Here is a 19,486-nt window from a genome sequence, read left to right as displayed (position 1 = left end):
GGCTTCCGTGTCAGGAGCACACGGTGCCGCTCGCCGGCACCTTCCCGTCCAGCAGATAGCGGTCCACCGCGTTCCGCACGCACTTGTTCCCGCCGTTGTAGGCACCGTGTCCCTCGCCCTCGTACGTCAGCTCCACGCCGACCCCCTTGCCGAGCGCGTCCGCCATCCTCCGGGCGCCCTCGTAGGGGGTGGCCGGGTCCCCGGTGGTGCCGATCACCAGGATGGGCGGCGCTTCGGGCGCGCTGACGTCGGGGCGGGCGGCGGCTCCGGCCACGGGCCAGTCGGTGCAGCCGAGCATGGACCAGGCGAGGAAGTCGCCGAACACCGCGGAGACCCCGCGGAACTCGGGCAGCTCGCGCCGCACGTGCGCGGTGTCGTAGCGCGGCTTGTCGTCGGCGCAGTTGATCGCGGTGTTGGCCGCGGCGAGGTTGCTGTACGTGCCGTTCTCGCCGCGCCCGTTCAGGGCGTCGGACAGCACCATCAGCACCCGCCCGTCACCGTCGTACGCCTGCTTGAGTCCTTCGGTGAGGTACTCCCAGAAGTCCTTCGAGTACAGCGCCTGCGCGATCCCGTTCGTCGCGGCGGTCTGGGTGAGCTCGCGGGGGAAGAGGCCGGGGAGGGGCTGGCTGTCGAGGTTCTTCAGCAGCCGGGCGATGCGGTCCTTGACGTCCTGGGGTGTGTCGCCGACGGGGCAGTCCTCGGCCTTCGACGTGCAGTCCTCGGCGTAGTTGTCGAGTGCCCGCTGGAAGCCCTCGGCCTGGGCCAGCGATCCCTGCTCGGAGGTCTGGGTGGGGTCGACGACCGCGTCGAAGACGGCACGGCCGACGTTCTTCGGGAACAGGTGCGCGTACACCCCGCCGAGTTCGGTGCCGTAGGAGATGCCGAAGTAGTGCAGCTTGCCGTCGCCGAGGACCTGGCGCATCAGGTCCATGTCGCGGGCCGCGTCGGTGGTGCCCACATGGGGGAGGATCTTCGCGGAGTTCTTCTCGCAGGCCGCGTTGAACTCCCGGGTGTTCGCCAGCAGCCCGGCGCGTTCGGCGCCGTCGTCGGGGGTGGCGTCCTGCTGGAAGTAGGCGTCGAGCCGCCGGTCGCTCAGGCAGCGCACCGGGGCGCTGCGGCCGACGCCGCGCGGGTCGAAACCGACCAGGTCGTAGCGGGTGCGCAGATGCGCGTAGTCCTGGCCGAACGCGGGCAGCGTGGTCACGCCGGAGCCGCCGGGTCCGCCGAAGTTGAAGACGAGCGAGCCGATCCGCCCGCTGTCCGGGCCGCTCGCCCTGGCCCGGATGAGTGCCAGGCCGATGGTGTCGCCGTCGGGCCGGTCCCAGTCGAGGGGGGCCTTCAGGGTGGCGCACTGCCACGCGTCGCCGTCCGGCAGGGGCGAGGGGGCGCTGCCTCCGCCCTGGGCCGGTGAGGGGGAGGGGCAGTCCCTCCAGTCGAGCCGCTGCCGTGTCAGGTCCTCGTCCCCCGCGTCGGCGCCGCAGCCCGCCGCCAGGGACGACAGCACGACGGCGACGGCGGCGAGGGCGGCGGCGCTCGGCCGGGAGTGGTGCGGCATGGGTCCATCGTGCCGCCGGGCACGGCCGGGCGCGCGGGGCCGGGGCCGTACGTGGGACGGCGTCAGCGGCTGCGGGAGACCCGCGCGGACGCCCGCGTCACAGGGCTTCCTTCCGGGTCAGATGGTTGAAGGCCAGCCACCCCGGCAGCACCGGCAGCCACAGCGTCAGCAGGCGGAACAGCAGCACCGCCGGTGCGGCGACCTCCTTGGGCAGGCCGACGGCGATCAGGCCGACCGTCAAGGTCGCCTCCACCGCGCCCACGCCGCCCGGGGTCGGCGCCGCGGAACCGAGCGCGTTGCCCGCGAGGAAGACCACGGCGACGCTGGCGATGCTGATGGACGTGGACTCGTCGCCGAACGCGCGGATCGAGGCGTCCAGGCACATCACGAAGCAGGCGGTCAGCAGCAGCATGCCGCCGATGCCGGTGATCAGCTTCTGCGGGCGCTGGAGCACGTCGAGCATGCGGGGCACGACCCCGGCGAACAGCGACCGCACGCGCGTGACGACGAATTTGCGCAGGAACGGCACCGAGGTCGCGACGAGGACCAGGACCGCCACCGTCAGCAGGCCCGCGATGACCGTCCGGGACGGCGACAGGGAGGGCGTCTTCTCGGTGCCGGTCAGGTAGCCGAAGGCCAGCAGCATCAGGATGTGGCAGCCGAGGCCGAACAGCTGCGAGGCGCCGACGCTGGCGACCGCGAGCCCCGGCCGCACCCCCGCGCGCTGAAGGAAGCGCGTGTTGAGGGCGACGCCGCCGACCGCGGCCGGAGCGACGATCTTCACGAACGACCCGGCGACCTGCGCCGCCACGGTCCGCAGGAACGGCACCCGCTCCGGGACGAACCCCAGCAGCGCCATCGCCGCCGCGAAGTAGCTTCCCGCCGAGAACAGCACCGCCGCGATCACCCAGCCCCACTCGGCGTTGGCGATCAGCGGCCCGAACTCGATGTGCGTGAGCTGTGTCAGCAGGAAGTACGCGCCGATCGCGCCGGCGATGAAACTGATCAGCGTGCGCGGACGCACCCGCTCCAGCCGGGCCGGCTCGATCGGCGCCTGCGGCCTGATCCGCAGCACCTCGTGCCGGATCTGGGTGAGCAGGTCCTCCTCGCGGGCCTCCTCCAGCGCCTCGTCGATGGCCCGTTTCTCGGCCCGCTGCTCGGCGCGTACGGCCTTCTTGTCCGGCTTCTCCGAAAGGCCGGTCCCGGTGTCGGCGCCGGCCGCCTCCAGGCGGGCCTGCTTGGCCTGCCGCGAGGCCTCCAGGACCGCGTCCCGCTCGCGCTGCGCCCGTTCCCGGGCCAGTCTGCGCAGCGTGGCGCGCGTGGAGCGGCTGAGCGCGATGGGCTGGAGCATCGGCAGGCAGTCGGCCACGGCGTCGGGGCCCAGCACGCTCACCGCCGAGGCCACCGCCCGCTCCGCCCCCACCCGCAGGCCGAGGGTGACCAGCAGCTGGGAGACGTCCATGCGCAGCAGCAGATCACCGGCGGCGATCTCGCCGGCGCGCAGGTCGGTGAGGATCACCGTGCCGGAACGATCCACCAGAATGGCGTCGCCCACCAGCCTGCGGTGTGCGATGCGCCGGGACTGCAAAGCCCGTACCTGATGCCAGGTGTCGTGCAGCAGGTCGTCGGTGATCTCGTCGTCCGCCAGGGAGTCCAGGGTGCGTCCGCCGGTGTGCTCGTAGACCAGCATCACGGCGTCGGGGCCGAGCTCGGAGGTGGCGATCAGTCTGGGCGCGTTGGCGCCGGCCGCGATCGCCGCGTAGGCGAGCAGCGCCTCCTGCTCCAGGGCCTGGCGCAGCGACTGGAGGCTGCTGCGGGTGGCGAAGCCGCGCAGGGTCAGGTTGCGCCACGCGCGGTAGAAGAAGCCCTGCGCCTGCTGCTCCCGGTCGACGACCGTCACGTCCAGCGGAGGCCCGTCCTCGAGCGTGACGAAGTAGCCCCGGCCGCGGTCGCCGCTCTCGGCCGTGTCCGACGGCACCGCCTCCACGCGGGAGGCGGTCACCGGGTGGAATCCGACGGTCCGCAGGCCGGCCATGAGGGTGCGGCCGGTGGGGCGGACGTTGGGCGAGCCGACCGCGTACAGCGTCCCGTAGGCGACCGTCCAGCCGATCAGCACCGTCAGGATGATCGAGAACGGTGTGGTGTAGCCGGTGACGAGCATCGAGAAGGCGTCGAGGAGGAGCACGATCCACAGCACCGCGCGCCAGCGCGGCCGGCGTGACATGCCCACCGCCGTCATATAGGCGATGACGGGGGCGAGGTAGCCGTGCACGGGGTCGGTGAGGGCGTGGATGTCTCCGGGCGAGGGCTGGGTGAGCGCGTCCTGGATGGAGCCGGGCGCCGCCTTGGCGACCCAGAGGTCGGTGGCGAGGGTCACACCATGGGCGAGGACCGCCGCGAGCACGCCGTCGGCGATCCGCAGCCCGTCCCGTTTGACCAGGCGTTCGATCGCGAACGCGACCGGTACCAGGAGGATCGCGATGCTGGAGGCCAGGCCCGCGATCTTGATCAGCAGGTCGGGTGCCTGCCCGGTCCTCTTGGTGATGTCCTGTTCGAGGCCCGAGGTGGTGCCGTGCGCGAACGCGGCGATGCCCAGCAGCAGGGCGACGGCGAGCACGCCGATCAGCAGTCGCATGAGGTCGGAGGGGCGGTGCACGCGCGCGGGGAGCAGTGGTTCGTCGCCCTCGACCTCGTCGATGTGGGTCGTGGTCGCGGGGTCGGCGTCCGGTGCGGTCCCGCCCTCGGGGGCCCGGCCGCCGGTCGTCCCGGCGGTGGCGGGACGCGGCGAAGCGTCAGAGGTGCCCTCTGGGTCCCCGGGGTCGCCGGGCTGCACTCCCTGCTGCTTCATCGTCTCTTCTTGCTCTCGTATCACTGGTCACCGCCCGCACGATGGTGGCATGCCGCACCGACACACGGGGGCATCAGGGTGCGAACGCGGGGCCGCACAGTCTGCCCGAAGCGCCGTTCCCGGGCGAGAGCCCGTCGTGGCGGCGGACGCGCCGCGTTGTCGGTGGAGTGGGGCAGGATGGGGCGGATGAATGAGGAGCGCCTTCCGGACGACGCCCGCGCGGACCACGCGGGCTCCCTGCCCGACTACGCCGAGCGGGTCCTCGAGGTCACCGAACTGATTCCGCCCGGCCGGGTCATGACCTACGGCGATGTCGCCGAATGGCTGGGGGAGGGCGGTCCCCGCCAGGTGGGCCGCGTGATGGCCCTCTACGGCGGCGCCGTCCCGTGGTGGCGCGTCGTCCGCGCCGACGGCGTGCTCCTTCCGGGCCACGAACTGGAGGCACTCGACCGCTACCGCGTGGAGGGGACCCCCTTGAAGGAGGCGGGCGGGGCCGCGCAGGGCCCTCTGCCGCGCCTCGACCTGAGACGCGCGCGGTGGGACGGTGCTGCGGGCGCGGAGGGTCACACCTGACAGCTTCCGCCATCGGACCGGCCGGTGTGTGACCCGTGATCCGTATGAGGGAATCGGGGCATTTCGGAGACGTTCGTGGCATGACGTACGTTCGTGGGTCGAGGGACGCATGTGCCCCGGGGGACCGGAGGGAAGAAGGGGAACCCCTGCTTCCGATCCGGGCCCCGGCGTAGCGTCGGCTGCGCGTGCCTCCCTCACCCCGAAGCCACCGCACTCCCCGAGAGGCGGTCGCACTCCCAGCACACCCACCAGGACCGGCGAACCACGTGAGCTCCTCCTCCACCACCAGGCGCCCGCCGCACCCACCGGTGCGGCAGGGGAGCCGTGGCGCCTACCGTCTGGTCCGTACCCCGCCCGCGCGGAGGGTTCCCCCTCGTCTGGACGCAGCGCAGCGAGCCGTGGTTGACCATGGGACCGGGCCCCTGCTCGTCCTGGCCGGCCCGGGTACCGGGAAGACCACCACGCTCGTCGAGTCCGTCGCGGCCCGGATCGACCGGGGCGGCGACCCGGAGCGCATCCTGGTGCTGACCTTCAGCCGCAAGGCGGCCGTCGAACTGCGGGACCGCATGGCCCTGCGCATCGGCGCGGCACGCGCCCCCCAGGCGACCACCTTCCACTCCTTCGGCTACGCGCTGGTCCGCGCCCACCAGGACGGCGACCGGCTCACCGAGCCGCTGCGGCTGCTGTCCGGCCCCGAGCAGGACGTCACCGTGCGCGGGCTGCTGGCCGGCCAGGCCGACCTGGAGCGGCTCGGGCTCACGCACGTGCGCTGGCCCGACGAGCTGCGGGCCTGCCTGACCACCCGAGGCTTCGCCGACGAGGTCCGCGCGGTCCTCGCCCGCAGCCGCGAGCTCGGCCTCGGCCCCGAGGCCCTGGACGCCTTCGCCCGCCGCATCGGCCGCCCCGACTGGCGTGCCGCCGCCGCCTTCCTCGCCGAGTATCTCGACGTCCTCGACCTGCAAGGCGTCCTCGACTACGCCGAGCTGGTCCACCGCGCGGTGCTCCTCGCCGGCCGCCCCCAGGTCGCCGAGCGGCTCGCCGCGCGGTACGACGCCGTCTACGTCGACGAGTACCAGGACACCGACCCGGCCCAGGTACGGCTGCTGCGGGCGCTCGCCGGCGGCGGCCGCACCCTGGTCGCCTTCGGCGACCCCGACCAGTCGATCTACGCGTTCCGGGGCGCCGACGTCAACGGCATCCTGGACTTCCCGCACACCTTCCCGCGCGCGGACGGCCGCCCCGCCCCCGTCCAGGTCCTGCGCACCTCCCGCCGCTCCGGCGCGGTCCTGCTGGACGCCACCCGCCGGCTGGCCCGGCGCATGCCGCTGCCCCGGCTGCCCGCCGACCGGGTACGCGCCCACCGCGAGCTGGCCCCCGTACGGGACGGGGGCCGCGTCGAGGTGTACACCTACCCGACATCCGGTGCGGAGCTGGACAACATCGCCGACATCCTCCGCAGGGCGCACCTGGAGGACGGCGTTCCGTGGAGCGAGATGGCCGTCCTGGTCCGGGCCGGCTCCCGCACCATCCCGACGCTCCGCCGCGCCCTGACGGCGGCCGGCGTCCCGCTGGACGTGGACGGCGACGACCTGCCCCTGCGCCACGAGCCCGCGGTGGCACCGCTGCTGACGGCGCTGCGCGCGGTGGCGACGGCGGAGGCGGCCCGGCAGCGGCCCGGCACCGGCGGCCCCGCCTCCGGGACCGGCGCCCGCTGGCTCGGAACCGAGACCGCCCTGACCCTGCTCACCTCCCCCCTCGCCGGAATGGACACCGCCGACCTGCGCCGCCTGGGGCGGGCGCTGCGCGAGGAGGAGCGGGCCGCGGGCAATCCGCTGCCGCCGCCCTCGGACGAACTGCTCGCGCGGGCGCTGGCCGAACCCGAGCGCCTCGCCGTGCACGACCCCGCCTACGCGCGCGGCGCCCAGCGCCTGGGCGCGCTGCTCCGCCGGGCCCGTGAGCGCCTCGCGGGCGGCGGTACGGCCGAGGAGGCGCTGTGGGACCTGTGGGAGGGCACACCGTGGCCCGCGCGCCTGGAGCGGGCCGCCCGGCGCGGCGGCGCGGCCGGACGCAACGCCGACCGCGACCTGGACGCCGTATGCGCCCTGTTCGCGACCGCCGCGCGCGCGGAGGAGCGCACCGGCGGCCAGGGCGCCCTGAACTTCCTGGAGGAGATCGAAGCCGAGGACATCGCCGCCGACACCCTCACCCGGCGTGCCCTGCGCCCCGAAGCGGTCCGCCTGATGACGGCGCACCGCTCCAAGGGCCTGCAATGGCGCCTGGTCGTCGTCGCGGGCGTCCAGGAGGGCCTGTGGCCGGACCTGCGCCGCCGCGGCTCCCTGCTGGAGGCCGACCGCATCGGCCGGGACGGGCTCGCCGAACCGCTCACCCCGGGGGCGCTGCTCGCCGAGGAACGCCGCCTGTTCTACGTGGCCGCCACGCGCGCGCGTGAGCGGCTCGTCGTCACGGCCGTGAAGGCGCCGGCCGACGACGGCGACCAGCCCTCCCGCTTCCTGGCCGAACTCGGGACCGAGCCGAAGGACGTCACCGGCCGCCCCCGCCGGCCCCTGTCGGTCGCGGCGCTCGTGGCCGAGCTGCGCGCCACCACGGTCGACCCGCAGGCGTCCGACGCCCTGCGGGAGGCGGCCGCCCGCCGGCTGGCCCGCCTGGCCGCGCTCGCCGACGAGGACGGCCGTCCCCTGGTGCCGTCGGCCCACCCCTACCGCTGGTGGGGCATGTTCGAGCCGACCGAGAGCAAGGTGCCGCTGCGCGACCGCGACAAGCCCGTCGTGCTCTCCGGCAGCGCCCTGGAACAGCTCGCCGGCACTTGCGCCCTGCAGTGGTTCCTGGGCCGCGAGGTGAAGGCCGACGCGCCGGCGACCGCGGCCCAGGGCTTCGGCAACGTGGTGCACGTCCTGGCCGACGAGGTCGCCTCCGGGCACACCCCGGCCGACCTCGACGTCCTCATGGAGCGCCTGGACTCCGTGTGGAACGCGCTCGCCTTCGACGCGCCGTGGAAGTCGGCGCAGGAGAAGGAGAACGCGCGCCTGGCGCTCGAACGCTTCCTGAAGTGGCATGTGGACGCCCACGGGGCCCGCGCGGGGCGCACTCCGGTCGCCAGCGAGCACGACTTCGACGTGACCCTGCGGGCGGGCGACTACGAGGTGCGCGTCCGCGGCCAGATGGACCGCGTCGAGGCCGACGGGGAGGGCCGCGCCTACGTCGTCGACTTCAAGACCGGCAAACAGGCGCCCAGCGCGGCGGAGGTGGCCCGGCACCCGCAGCTCGCCGTCTACCAGCTCGCCGTCCGGGAAGGCGCAGTCGACGCCGTGTTCGACGGCGTGCGGCCCGAGCCGGGCGGCGCCGAACTCGTGCAGCTGCGCCTGGGCGCGGCCAAGCGGGACGGCGGCGAGACGCTGCCGAAGGTGCAGGCGCAAGAACCCCTCGACGGGACGCCGGGGCAGCCGGGGGAGTGGATCGGCGAACTGCTGGCCACGGCCGCCGGGAAGGTCCTCGACGAACGCTTCAGCCCCACGGCCGGCCAGCACTGCGCCCACTGCGCGTTCCGGGCGTCGTGCAGTGCGCGGCCCGAGGGGCGGCACGTGGTGGAGTGACGCCGGCGGGACGTAACGCGGCTCCGCGCCCGTCGGTGCGACGTACGCGACTTCGGCGTACGCCGGTGCGACGGGGGTGGGCCCGGCGCCCGCCGGAGACGGCGTACGCGGGTGCGACGTAGGCGGGGCTGGCGCCCGCCCGGAATCGGGGTACGCGGGCGTGACGCTCGCGGGACGGCGTTCACGGTGTCGCGTGAGCTGTGACATAAGCCGCTGGGACGTGGGCCGGTGTGACATAAGCCGCTGGGACGTGAGCCGGTGTGACACAAGCCGGTGTGACCGACCGCACCACCCCCGGCCACCTGCGCTTCTTCCGTTCCGGCGGCCGATCGGGCCCGCGCTGTCGGTGGCCGCCGTTAGCCTCTTCGACGTGCCCGCTCGTATCACCGATCCCGAGCAGCTCAAAGAGCTCCTCGGCATCCCGTTCACCCCGGAGCAGACGGAGTGCGTCACCGCGCCGCCCGCCCCGCAGGTGATCGTGGCCGGAGCCGGCTCCGGCAAGACCACGGTGATGGCGGCGCGCGTGGTGTGGCTGGTCGGCACCGGCCAGGTCGCGCCCGAGCAGGTACTCGGCCTCACCTTCACCAACAAGGCCGCCGGCGAGCTCGCCGAACGCGTGCGCAAGGCGCTGGTCAAGGCCGGCGTCACCGACCCGGACGTCATCGACCCGGACAACCCGCCGGGCGAGCCGGTGATCTCCACCTACCACGCCTTCGCGGGCCGCCTCCTGACCGACCACGGCCTGCGCCTGGGGCTGGAACCGGCCTCCCGCCTGCTCGCCGACGCCACCCGCTACCAGCTCGCCGCGCGGGTGCTGCGCGAGGCGCCCGGCCCCTACCCGGCACTGACCCGGTCCTTCCCCGACCTGGTCGGCGACCTCCTGGCGCTCGACGCCGAGCTGTCCGAACACCTGGTGCGGCCGGAGGAGCTGCGCGCGTGGGACGCCGAGCTGCTGCGCACCCTCGACGGCGTCAAGCTCACCAACGCCGGCCTGCGCAAGGTCCCCGAGGCCGCCGCCGCCCGCCGCGAACTCGCCGACCTGGTGATCCGCTACCGGGCGGCCAAGCGGGAACGCGATCTGCTCGACTTCGGCGACCAGATCGCCCTGTCGGCGCGGCTCGCCGCCCTCCCCGACGTGGGCCGCATCCTGCGCGACGAGTTCCGCGTCGTCCTCCTCGACGAGTACCAGGACACCTCGGTCGCCCAGCGGGTCCTCCTCGCGGGCCTCTTCGGCGGCGGCACCGGCCACCCGGTGACCGCCGTCGGCGACCCCTGCCAGGCCATCTACGGCTGGCGCGGCGCCTCCGTCGCCAACCTCGACGACTTCCCCGAGCACTTCCCGCAGGCCGGCGGCGCCCCCGCCACCCGCAGGGCGCTCAGCGAGAACCGCCGCAGCGGCGGCCGCCTCCTCGACCTCGCCAACGGCCTGGCCGAGCCGCTGCGCGCCATGCACGCGGGCGTGGAGGCCCTCCGTCCCGCCCCCGGCGCCGAACGCGACGGCACGGTGCGCTGCGCCCTGCTGCGCACCCACGCCGAGGAGATCGACTGGATCGCCGACTCCGTCGCCCACCTCGTACGGACCGGGACGGCACCCGGCGAGATCGCCGTCCTGTGCCGCACCGCGACCGACTTCGCGGAGATCCAGGGCGCCCTCGTGGCCCGGGACGTGCCCGTCGAGGTGGTGGGCCTGTCCGGGCTGCTGCACCTGCCCGAGGTGGCCGATCTGGTCGCCGTCTGCGAGGTCCTCCAGGACCCCGGTGCCAACGCCTCCCTCGTCCGCCTGCTCACCGGTCCGCGCTGGCGCATCGGCCCGCGCGACCTCGCCCTGCTGGGCCGCCGCGCCCGGCTCCTCGTGTCCCACGCGCGCGTGGAGGGCGACGACGACCCCGACCGCCGGCTCGCCGAGGCCGTCGAGGGCGTCGATCCGGCGGAGGTGATCTCGCTCGCCGACGCCCTCGACACCTTCCTGGAGACACCGCTGGACGGCACGGGGGACGACGACGGGCTGCCGTTCTCCCCGGACGCGCGCGTGCGGTTCGCCCGCCTCGCCGCCGAACTGCGCGACCTGCGCCGCTCCCTGTCCGACCCGCTGATGGACGTGCTGCACCGGGTCCTCGCCGTCACCGGCCTGGAGGTCGAGCTGTCGGCGTCCCCGCAGGCCCTGGCCGCCCGCCGCCGGGAGACCCTGTCCAACTTCCTGGACATCGCCGCCTCCTTCGCCGCAGGCGACAACGAGGCCACCCTGCTCGCCTTCCTGGGCTTCCTGCGCACCGCCGCCCAGTACGAGAAGGGCCTCGACAACGCCCTCCCCGGCGGCGAGAACACCGTCAAGGTGCTCACCGCCCACAAGTCCAAGGGCCTGGAGTGGGACGTCGTCGCCGTCCCCGGCCTCGTCACCGGGACCTTCCCCAGCGCCCAGGGGCGCGAGAAGTGGACGGCCCAGGGCAAGGTGCTGCCGCACGGCCTGCGCGGCGACGCCGACACCCTGCCCGACGTCCCCTCCTGGGACGCCAAGGGGATCAAGGCCTTCCACGAGGCCATGAAGGACCACCAGCACACCGAGGAGCTGCGCCTGGGCTACGTCACCTTCACGCGCCCCCGCTCCCTCCTCCTGGGCTCCGGGCACTGGTGGGGACCCACCCAGAAGAAGCCCCGCGGACCGTCCGCCTTCCTCCGGGCCCTGTACGACCACTGCGCCGCCGGATACGGCGAGGTCGAGGTCTGGGCGGACGAACCCGCCGAGGGCGAGGAGAACCCCGCCCTGCACCAGGCGGCCGCCGACCAGGTCTGGCCGCTGCCCCTGGACGAGGTCTCCCTCGCCCGGCGCCGGGCCGCCGCGGAGACGGTCCTGGCCCACCTGGACGAGCTCGCCGCCCACCCGGACGGCCGCCCGGCCGACGCACCCGACGTGGACACCCACGCCCACCCGGACTGGCCCCCGCCGGACGAGGACGAACCCCCGTCCGACGACGAGATCCTCGACGCGGCCCCCTCAGAGCCGTACGAGGATGAAGCCCCTTACGACCACGCGTTCCCGGACGAGGGTGAAGCCCCTTACGACCACGCGTTCCCCGACGAGGAGTACGCCGCCCGGGCGGACGGGCATCCCCTGACCGAGGACGACCCGTTCCTCCGGCAGGACCCCTTCCTCCGGGACGGCCCGGTCGCGGACGCCCCGCCCGAGGACGACCTCTTCGCCGGTGACGACGTCCCCGGGCAGGACCCGGCCGGCCGGGGCCCCCGGGTCACCGCCCGCCCGGCCGTCCCGCACCAGGCCACGGCTCCCGAACAGCGCCGCGGGGGCGACGCTCCGCGTCCTCACCCGCCCCACCCGGAGCCGGGCCCGGCCCGCCGCCGGCTGCCCGAACCGTCCGGACTCACCCCGGAGGAGGCCCGCACCGTCGCCTCCTGGGACCGCGACCTCGACGCCCTCACCGGCGAGCTCCTGCGCGCCCGCAGCAGCGTCACCGAGGTGCCCCTGCCCGCGTCGCTGACCGCCTCGCAGCTGCTGCGGCTGGCCGAGGACCCCGACGGCTTCGCCCAGGAGCTGGCCCGCCCCATGCCGCGTCCGCCGCAGCCCGCCGCCCGCCGCGGCACCCGGTTCCACGCTTGGGTCGAGGCCCGCTTCGAGGAGCTGACGCTGCCCCTGCCCGCCCTGGAGGAGCCGCCCGGCGGCGACGCCGACATCGCCGATGAACGCGACCTGGAGGCACTCAAGGACGCCTTCGAGCGCACGGAGTACGCCCACCGCACGCCCTACCGCGTCGAGGCCCCCTTCCAGCTCTCGCTGGCCGGACGCGTCGTACGGGGCCGTATCGACGCCGTCTACAAGGAGGGCGACGGCCCGGAGGCGACGTACGAGATCATCGACTGGAAGACCAGCCGGGCCCCCACCGGCGACCCGCTCCAGCTCGCGGTGTACCGGCTGGCCTGGGCCGAGCAGCAGGGGGTGCCCCTGGAGTCGGTGACGGCCGCGTTCCTGTACGTGCGCACCGGTGACGTCGTACGTCCCGACGGGCTCCCGGACCGGCCCGCGCTGGAACGCCTGCTGCTGGGCGATCCGCGCGGTGACGAACCGCACGGCCGGACCGCCGGTGCGGGCGGATAGGCTCGTGGCTATGAGCCAGCCCGTTGACAGTGCCGTCAGCGCCGTCCGTACGTACATCGCGCGGCACCGCGCCGCCTTCCTCGACGACCTCGCCGAGTGGCTGCGCATCCCGTCCGTGTCGGCGCAGCCCGTCCACGCGCCCGACGTGCGGCGCAGCGCCGACTGGCTCACCGCCAAGCTGCGGGAGACCGGTTTCCCGGTCGCCGAGGTCTGGGAGACACCGGGCGCCCCGGCCGTCTTCGCCGAGTGGCCCGCCGCCGACCCCGCGGCGCCCACCGTCCTCGTCTACGGCCACCACGACGTGCAGCCGGCCGCCCGTGAGGACGGCTGGGACAGCGAGCCGTTCGAGCCCGTGGTGCGCGAGAACCGCCTCTACGCGCGCGGGGCGGCCGACGACAAGGGGCAGGTGTTCTTCCACACCCTCGGTGTCCGCGCCCACCTGGCCGCCACCGGCCGCACCGCGCCCGCCGTGCACCTGAAACTGCTGATCGAGGGCGAGGAGGAGTCCGGCTCCCCGCACTTCCGCGCCCTGGTCGAGAAGCACGCCGGACGTCTCGCCGCCGACGCCGTGATCGTCTCCGACACCGGCATGTGGTCCGAGGAGACCCCCACGGTGTGCACCGGCATGCGCGGTCTCGCCGAGTGCGAGATCCGGCTGTACGGCCCCGACCAGGACATCCACTCCGGGTCCTTCGGCGGCGCGGTGCCCAACCCGGCCACCGCCGCGGCCCGCCTGGTCGCCGCCCTGCACGACGAGCACGCGCGCGTGGCGATCCCCGGCTTCTACGACGGGGTGATCGAGCTCACCGACCGCGAACGGGCGCTCTTCGCCGAGCTGCCCTTCGACGAGGAGCGGTGGCTGCGCACGGCGAAGTCCCACGCGGCCCACGGCGAGGCGGGGCACACCACCCTGGAGCGCGTCTGGGCCCGCCCCACCGCCGAGGTCAACGGCATCGGCGGCGGCTACCAGGGCCCCGGCAGCAAGACGATCATCCCGTCCTCGGCGATGGTGAAACTCTCCTTCCGGCTGGTCGCCGGCCAGGACCCCGGCCACATCGAGAAGGCCGTCCGCGCCTGGGCCGCCGACCAGCTCCCCGCCGGGATCCGGCACGAGATCACGTTCGGCGCGGCCACGCGCCCGTGCCTGACGCCGCTGGACCACCCGGCGCTGCGGTCGGTGGTCCGCGCCATGGGCCGGGCCTTCGGCCAGCCGGTCCGCTTCACCCGCGAGGGCGGGTCCGGACCGGCCGCCGACCTCCAGGAGGTCCTCGGCGCACCGGTGCTCTTCCTGGGCATCTCCGTCCCCTCCGACGGCTGGCACGCCCCCAACGAGAAGGTGGAACTCGATCTGCTGTTCAAAGGCGTCGAAACCTCCGCGCACCTGTGGGGCGACCTCGCGGAGCACTGGCGCCGTGCGCCCTGAGCCCGCGGCGCCCGCCGGAGGGGCCCTGGGGGCGGGGCACACTGGAAGAACCGCCCCGTACCGCCCTGCCCGGCCGGGCCCGATCGCCTCCCCGCACATCACGCAGAACCGCCGCCGAACCACGACCGCCGCACCGGGGGAGTTGGAAGCACCCGTGACCACCTGGACCGACGACCGCACCGCCGACCGTCCCATCTCGCTGACCGCGCCCAGCGGTATCGACCGCGCCGCGCACCACCGGCTCGACGAGGCATGGCTCGCGGCGGCGTGGAGCCACCCCTCGACGCGCTGTTTCGTGGTCTCCGGCGGCCAGGTGCTCATCGACGAGACGCCCGACGGGCGGACCGAGCTCGTCATGACCCCCTCCTTCGAGGCCCCCCTCACCGAGGCGCACCGCTACTTCCTCGGCATCGACGAGGACGGCGTGAGTTACTTCGCCCTCCAGAAGGACGGCCTGCCCGGGCGCATCGACCAGTCCGCCCGCCCGGCGGGGCTCCGCGAGGCGGGGCTGCTGCTGTCCCCGCGGGACGCCGGCCTGATGGTGCACGCGGTCGGTCTGGAGAACTGGCAGCGCACCCACCGCTTCTGCTCCCGCTGCGGCGAGCGCACCGTCATCGCCGCCGCCGGCCACATCCGCCGCTGCCCCGCCTGCGGCGCCGAGCACTATCCGCGCACCGACCCCGCGGTGATCATGGCCGTCACGGACGAGGACGACCGCATCCTGCTCGGCCGCCAGGTGCACTGGCCCGAGGGCCGCTTCTCGACCCTCGCCGGGTTCGTGGAGCCCGGGGAGTCCATCGAGCAGGCGGTGCGCCGCGAGGTCCACGAGGAGGCCGGCATCGCCGTCGGCCCCGTCGAGTACGTCGCCAGCCAGCCGTGGCCCTTCCCCTCCAGCCTCATGCTGGGCTTCATGGCCCGTGCCGTCTCCACCGACATCGACGTCGACGGCGACGAGATCCACGAGGCGCGCTGGTTCTCCCGCGACGAGCTCGCCGCCGCCTTCGAGTCCGGCGAGGTGCTGCCGCCCTACGGCATCTCCATCGCGGCCCGTCTGATCGAGCTGTGGTACGGCAAGCCGCTGCCGACCCGAAGCGTCTGAGCGGGGCGCGCGCCGTCCGGGCCGGCTCCGCACGCCTCCGCTGTGGGCACGCTTCCGCTCCGGGTATGCCCCGCCCGGAGGCCCTGAACACGGCCGCGCCCCCTCCGGTGACTCCACCGGAGGGGGCGCGGCCGCGAGCGGCGTCAGGCCGCGAGCGCCTGCTTCACCTGAGCGAGGCTCGGGTTGGTCATGACGACCTCGTCGCCCCCGCTCGTGGGGACGATCCGGACCGTCGGCACCGTCTGGTTTCCGCCATTGGCCTTCTCCACGAACGCGGCGGACTCCGGGTCCTGCTCGATGTTGATCTCGGTGTACTCGATGCCCTCCCGGTCCAGCTGGCTCTTCAGCCGACGGCAGTAGCCGCACCACGTGGTGCTGTACATCGTCACAGTGCCCGGCATGTGTCTCGCGCTCCTTAAGCGACGGGGATGGTGCTCGCTGGAGAGGAACGTCTCGCGCGGCGTCACCATTCCCGCCCCGCCGCCGTCCGCCCGGCCCCGGCCGTATCAGTACGACTGTCGTACCGCGCCTGTGGACAGCCGGCGCACCCGTCTCGCGCGACCTGGCAGCATGGCTGTGTGACAGCAGCAACGCGTTCCACCCTCTTCCCGCAGGTACCGGACTCGGCCGACGCGGTGCTCGAAGGGCTCGACCCCGAGCAGCGCGAGGTGGCCACCGCCCTGCACGGCCCGGTGTGCGTGCTCGCGGGCGCCGGCACGGGCAAGACCCGGGCGATCACCCACCGCATCGCCTACGGGGTACGGGCCGGCATCCTCCAGCCCTCCAGCGTGCTCGCCGTCACCTTCACCAGCCGTGCCGCCGGGGAGATGCGCGGCCGGCTCCGACAGCTCGGTGCCGTCGGGGTCCAGGCCCGCACCTTCCACTCGGCGGCGCTGCGCCAGCTCCAGTACTTCTGGCCGAAAGCGATCGGTGGCGCCCTGCCCCGGCTCGTCGACCGCAAGGTCCAGCTCGTCGCCGACGCGGCGGCCTCCTGCGGTTTCCGGCTCGACCGGGGAGAGCTGCGCGACGTCACCGCCGAGATCGAGTGGTCCAAGGTCACCCAGACCGTCCCCGCCGACTACGCTCTCGCCGCGGCCCGGGCCGGCCGGGAGGCGCCCCGCCACCCGGCCGAGATCGCCCAGGTGTACGCCGCCTACGAAGACCTCAAGCGCGGGCGCGGCGTCATCGACTTCGAGGACGTCCTGCTGCTGACGGTGGCCGTCCTCCAGGACCGGCAGGACGTCGCCGAACAGGTCCGCGCCCAGTACCAGCACTTCGTGGTCGACGAGTACCAGGACGTCAGCCCCCTCCAGCAGCGGCTGCTGGAGCTGTGGCTCGGCGACCGGGACGACCTGTGCGTGGTCGGCGACGCCAGCCAGACGATCTACTCGTTCACGGGAGCAACCCCCGATCACCTGCTCGACTTCCGCGTCCGTCACCCGGACGCCACCGTCATCAAGCTGGTCCGCGACTACCGCTCCACCCCGCAGGTCGTCCGGCTCGCCAACGCGCTGCTCGCCCAGGCCCGCGGCCGGGCCGCGGACCACCGCCTGGAGCTCGTCTCCCAGCGGCGGCCGGGCCCCGAGCCGGTCTGCACCGAGTACTCCGACGAGCCCGCCGAGGCCGAGGGTGCCGCCCGCCGCATCCGCGAGCTGATCGACTCGGGCGTCCCGGCGGGCGAGATCGCGGTCCTGTTCCGCACCAACTCCCAGTCCGAAACCTACGAACAGGCCCTCGCCGACGCCGCGATCCCTTACCAGCTGAGGGGCGCCGAGCGGTTCTTCGACCGCCCCGAGGTGCGCAGAGCCGGTGTCGCCCTGCGCGGCGCGGCCCGCTTCGGAGGCAACGACTCCTTGCTCGACGATGCCGTGGACCTTCCCTCCCAGGTGCGGGCCGTACTGTCGGGCGAGGGCTGGACACCGCAGCCCCCGGCCGGCTCCGGTGCCGTCCGGGAACGCTGGGAGTCCCTGGCCGCCCTGGTGCACCTCGCGCAGGACCTCGCCGCCGTCCGCCCCGGCGCCACCCTCGGCGACTTCGTCACCGAACTCGACGAGCGGGCCGGCGCCCAGCACGCGCCGACCGTGCAGGGCGTCACCCTCGCCTCCCTCCACTCGGCCAAGGGCCTGGAGTGGGACGTCGTCTTCCTGGTCGGTGTCGCCGAGGGCATGATGCCGATCACCTACGCAAAGACCGATGAGCAGATAGAGGAGGAGCGCCGCCTCCTCTATGTAGGCGTCACCCGCGCGCGCGAACGGCTGTACCTCTCCTGGGCGCTGTCGCGCTCGCCCGGCGGCCGTCCCAGCCGCCGCCCCAGCCGCTTCCTGAACGGGCTGCGTCCCGGTTCGCCCGCCGCGGGCGGCCGCCCGGCCGCCGGCGGCTCCGGCGGTGTGGAGCGCGGCCGCCCGGGCGGTCCTCCCGCCTCCGCCGCGGCCCCGCGGCGGACCCAGCGCACCCCTGCCCGCTGCCGGGTCTGCGGCCGTCCCCTCACCGACGGGGGCGAGATGAAACTGATGCGCTGCGAGGACTGCCCCTCGGACATGGACGAAGGCGTCTACGAGCGATTGCGGGAGTGGCGTGAGGTCCAGGCGCGGCGCAGCGGGCAGCCCGCCTTCTGCGTCTTCACCGACAAGACGCTGATGGCCATCGCCGAGTACGTGCCCGAGGACGAACGCGAACTCGCGCGGATTCCCGGCGTCGGCGCGCGCAAGCTCACCCGCTACGGATCCGATGTCCTCGCCATCTGCGCGGGCCGGGAAGTCCACGGGCCGGAATGACGGGACTGATGCGAACGCGTCGAAAAAATAGTTTGCGCATGCCCCAGCAATCCCCATAGGTTCTTGGGCACGGGACAGCGGCCTTCCCGGAGGCCCTGATTCCGTGTTGTACTTGCATATCCGCGGACTGGTTCACCCCAGTCCCCCGAGACGCCGAGAGGAGGCGAGTCCAGTGATCACGATCAACACCAGCACCACCGCCAAACTGACCGATCGCTCGGCCGTCTCCCTGCGCATGCTCGGCGTTTCCGCCCTGGGCACCGGTCTGTCCGGCATTCCCGCCGTGCGTCCGGCGTCCTCCGTCGCCCTCTCGGACCTTCGCGTCCGCGAGTGCAACGAGCGACCGACCAAGGCACGGGAAGCAGTAGCGGCGCAGGCCCAGGCCTATGCCTTTGCGGCGACCGGTGCCGGATTCCGGAAGCAGACGACGCACCACCACCTGATGTGGGCCTTCCGTGGGCCAGAACCCTGGAGTGATCCAGCCTGATCGCCGATCAGGCCGGCGCCTTCAGGGCCGCGGAACCCCACCCGGGATCCGCGGCCCTTCTGTTTTCCCTCAACGGGGAGAGCAGCGCGAGGGAGCCTCGGGACATCAAGAGAACCCGGTACCCAGCCGCCCCCGGCCAACCGGCTGGAACGACCAGACGAGGAAGACGAATCCGTGCAACTCGAAGCGCACGCCCCGTCCGTACCGCCTTCCGGCACGATCCCCAAGCCCGGCCCCACGGAGGACCCCGCCTTGACCCCGCTGACCGCGCTCACCGCGCTCGACGACGCCATCGAGAACCTCGGTGTACCCGTCCCCTGCCGCTCCTACGACCCGGAGGTCTTCTTCGCCGAGTCGCCGGCGGACGTGGAGTACGCCAAGTCCCTCTGCCGCACCTGTCCGCTGATGGACGCCTGCCTCGCCGGCGCCAAGGAGCGGCGTGAGCCCTGGGGCGTCTGGGGCGGCGAGCTGTTCGTCCAGGGCGTCGTCGTCGCCCGGAAGCGGCCCCGCGGCCGCCCGCGCAAGAACCCGGTCTCCGCATGAACACCGCAGGAACGATCGACCGTCCCCTCACGCACGACCCCAAGAAGCAGGCCCCGATGAAGCCGTCCACCCACGAACCCGCAGGCTCCACGCCCGAGGACTTCACCACCAGCGACGCGAGGGACTCGCGTCAGAACAGGACCCGAGAGATGCAACTCATCCCAGAAGCTTTGGCACGTGCGCATATGCACGACCGCCTGTACGAGGCGGAGCGGGAACGCCGGGCGGTACGCCTGGCGACCGCCCGCCGGATGCAGCGCCGGGCGGAACGCGCCTCGATGCGCGCCCGCCGGGCGCTCGCCATGGCGGTCATGCAGTAACCGACCGGAACCGACCGGGCCACGCCGAAGCGGCGGCCTCCCGGCTCAGGGGAAGGCGAAGCCTTCTCCAGGGGGCCGGTCCGTCCGGACGGACCGGCCCCCACGGCGTGTCCCGCTCATCCGCCCCCGGCGGCCGGGACCCGGT

The 19,486-nt window shown here is 73.9% G+C and carries 12 protein-coding genes; 9 read left to right on the top strand and 3 right to left on the bottom strand.

What is annotated here, in order from left to right; genetic code table 11:
* Positions 1-10 precede the first annotated feature (10 nt).
* Together AB0L74_RS02850 and AB0L74_RS02845 are read right to left on the bottom strand one after the other, a co-directional pair.
* On the bottom strand, positions 11-1,555 hold the full coding sequence (locus AB0L74_RS02850) for an alpha/beta fold hydrolase (RefSeq protein ID WP_365644879.1): 1,545 nt from the start codon (positions 1,553-1,555) through the stop codon (positions 11-13).
* 97 nt (positions 1,556-1,652) lie between these two features.
* Positions 1,653-4,403, bottom strand: a complete 2,751-nt coding sequence (locus AB0L74_RS02845; protein WP_365644877.1) for a lysylphosphatidylglycerol synthase domain-containing protein — start codon at positions 4,401-4,403, stop codon at positions 1,653-1,655.
* 186 nt (positions 4,404-4,589) lie between these two features.
* Here AB0L74_RS02845 and AB0L74_RS02840 point away from each other — a divergent pair, with 186 nt between their 5' ends.
* From AB0L74_RS02840 to nudC, 5 genes are all read left to right on the top strand, one after another.
* A complete protein-coding gene (locus tag AB0L74_RS02840) occupies positions 4,590-4,976 on the top strand; it encodes an MGMT family protein (RefSeq protein WP_365644875.1) in 387 nt (128 codons plus the stop codon).
* A gap of 266 nt (positions 4,977-5,242) precedes the next feature.
* A complete protein-coding gene (locus AB0L74_RS02835; RefSeq protein ID WP_365644873.1) occupies positions 5,243-8,587 on the top strand; it encodes an ATP-dependent DNA helicase in 3,345 nt (1,114 codons plus the stop codon).
* Between the two features lie 370 nt (positions 8,588-8,957).
* On the top strand, positions 8,958-12,695 hold the full coding sequence (locus tag AB0L74_RS02830) for an ATP-dependent DNA helicase (RefSeq protein ID WP_365644871.1): 3,738 nt from the start codon (positions 8,958-8,960) through the stop codon (positions 12,693-12,695).
* Between the two features lie 10 nt (positions 12,696-12,705).
* Positions 12,706-14,118, top strand: coding sequence for a dipeptidase (locus AB0L74_RS02825; RefSeq protein ID WP_365644869.1), 1,413 nt, complete (start codon positions 12,706-12,708; stop codon positions 14,116-14,118).
* A 154-nt stretch (positions 14,119-14,272) separates the two neighbouring features.
* Entirely contained in the window at positions 14,273-15,217 is a 945-nt protein-coding gene (gene nudC, locus AB0L74_RS02820) for an NAD(+) diphosphatase (protein WP_365644867.1), read from the top strand.
* A 143-nt stretch (positions 15,218-15,360) separates the two neighbouring features.
* Here nudC and AB0L74_RS02815 read toward each other — a convergent pair whose 3' ends face one another.
* Positions 15,361-15,618 (bottom strand): mycoredoxin, encoded by a 258-nt coding sequence (locus tag AB0L74_RS02815; RefSeq protein ID WP_365644865.1) that lies wholly within the window; start codon positions 15,616-15,618, stop codon positions 15,361-15,363.
* Between the two features lie 177 nt (positions 15,619-15,795).
* Here AB0L74_RS02815 and AB0L74_RS02810 point away from each other — a divergent pair, with 177 nt between their 5' ends.
* From AB0L74_RS02810 to AB0L74_RS02795, 4 genes are all read left to right on the top strand, one after another.
* Positions 15,796-17,991, top strand: coding sequence for an ATP-dependent DNA helicase UvrD2 (locus AB0L74_RS02810; protein ID WP_365644863.1), 2,196 nt, complete (start codon positions 15,796-15,798; stop codon positions 17,989-17,991).
* 172 nt (positions 17,992-18,163) lie between these two features.
* Positions 18,164-18,478, top strand: coding sequence for a hypothetical protein (locus AB0L74_RS02805; protein WP_365644861.1), 315 nt, complete (start codon positions 18,164-18,166; stop codon positions 18,476-18,478).
* A 174-nt stretch (positions 18,479-18,652) separates the two neighbouring features.
* A complete protein-coding gene (locus AB0L74_RS02800; RefSeq protein WP_365644859.1) occupies positions 18,653-19,021 on the top strand; it encodes a WhiB family transcriptional regulator in 369 nt (122 codons plus the stop codon).
* Entirely contained in the window at positions 19,018-19,341 is a 324-nt protein-coding gene (locus AB0L74_RS02795) for a hypothetical protein (RefSeq protein ID WP_365644857.1), read from the top strand. Before AB0L74_RS02800 ends, AB0L74_RS02795 begins: the two co-directional genes overlap by 4 nt.
* Positions 19,342-19,486 lie beyond the last annotated feature (145 nt).

Source organism: Streptomyces sp. NPDC052020 (genome assembly GCF_040680575.1).
Lineage (GTDB): Bacteria > Actinomycetota > Actinomycetes > Streptomycetales > Streptomycetaceae > Streptomyces.
The sequence above is the reverse complement of the archived record's forward strand: the minus strand, read 5'-3'. Positions and strand labels throughout refer to the sequence as shown.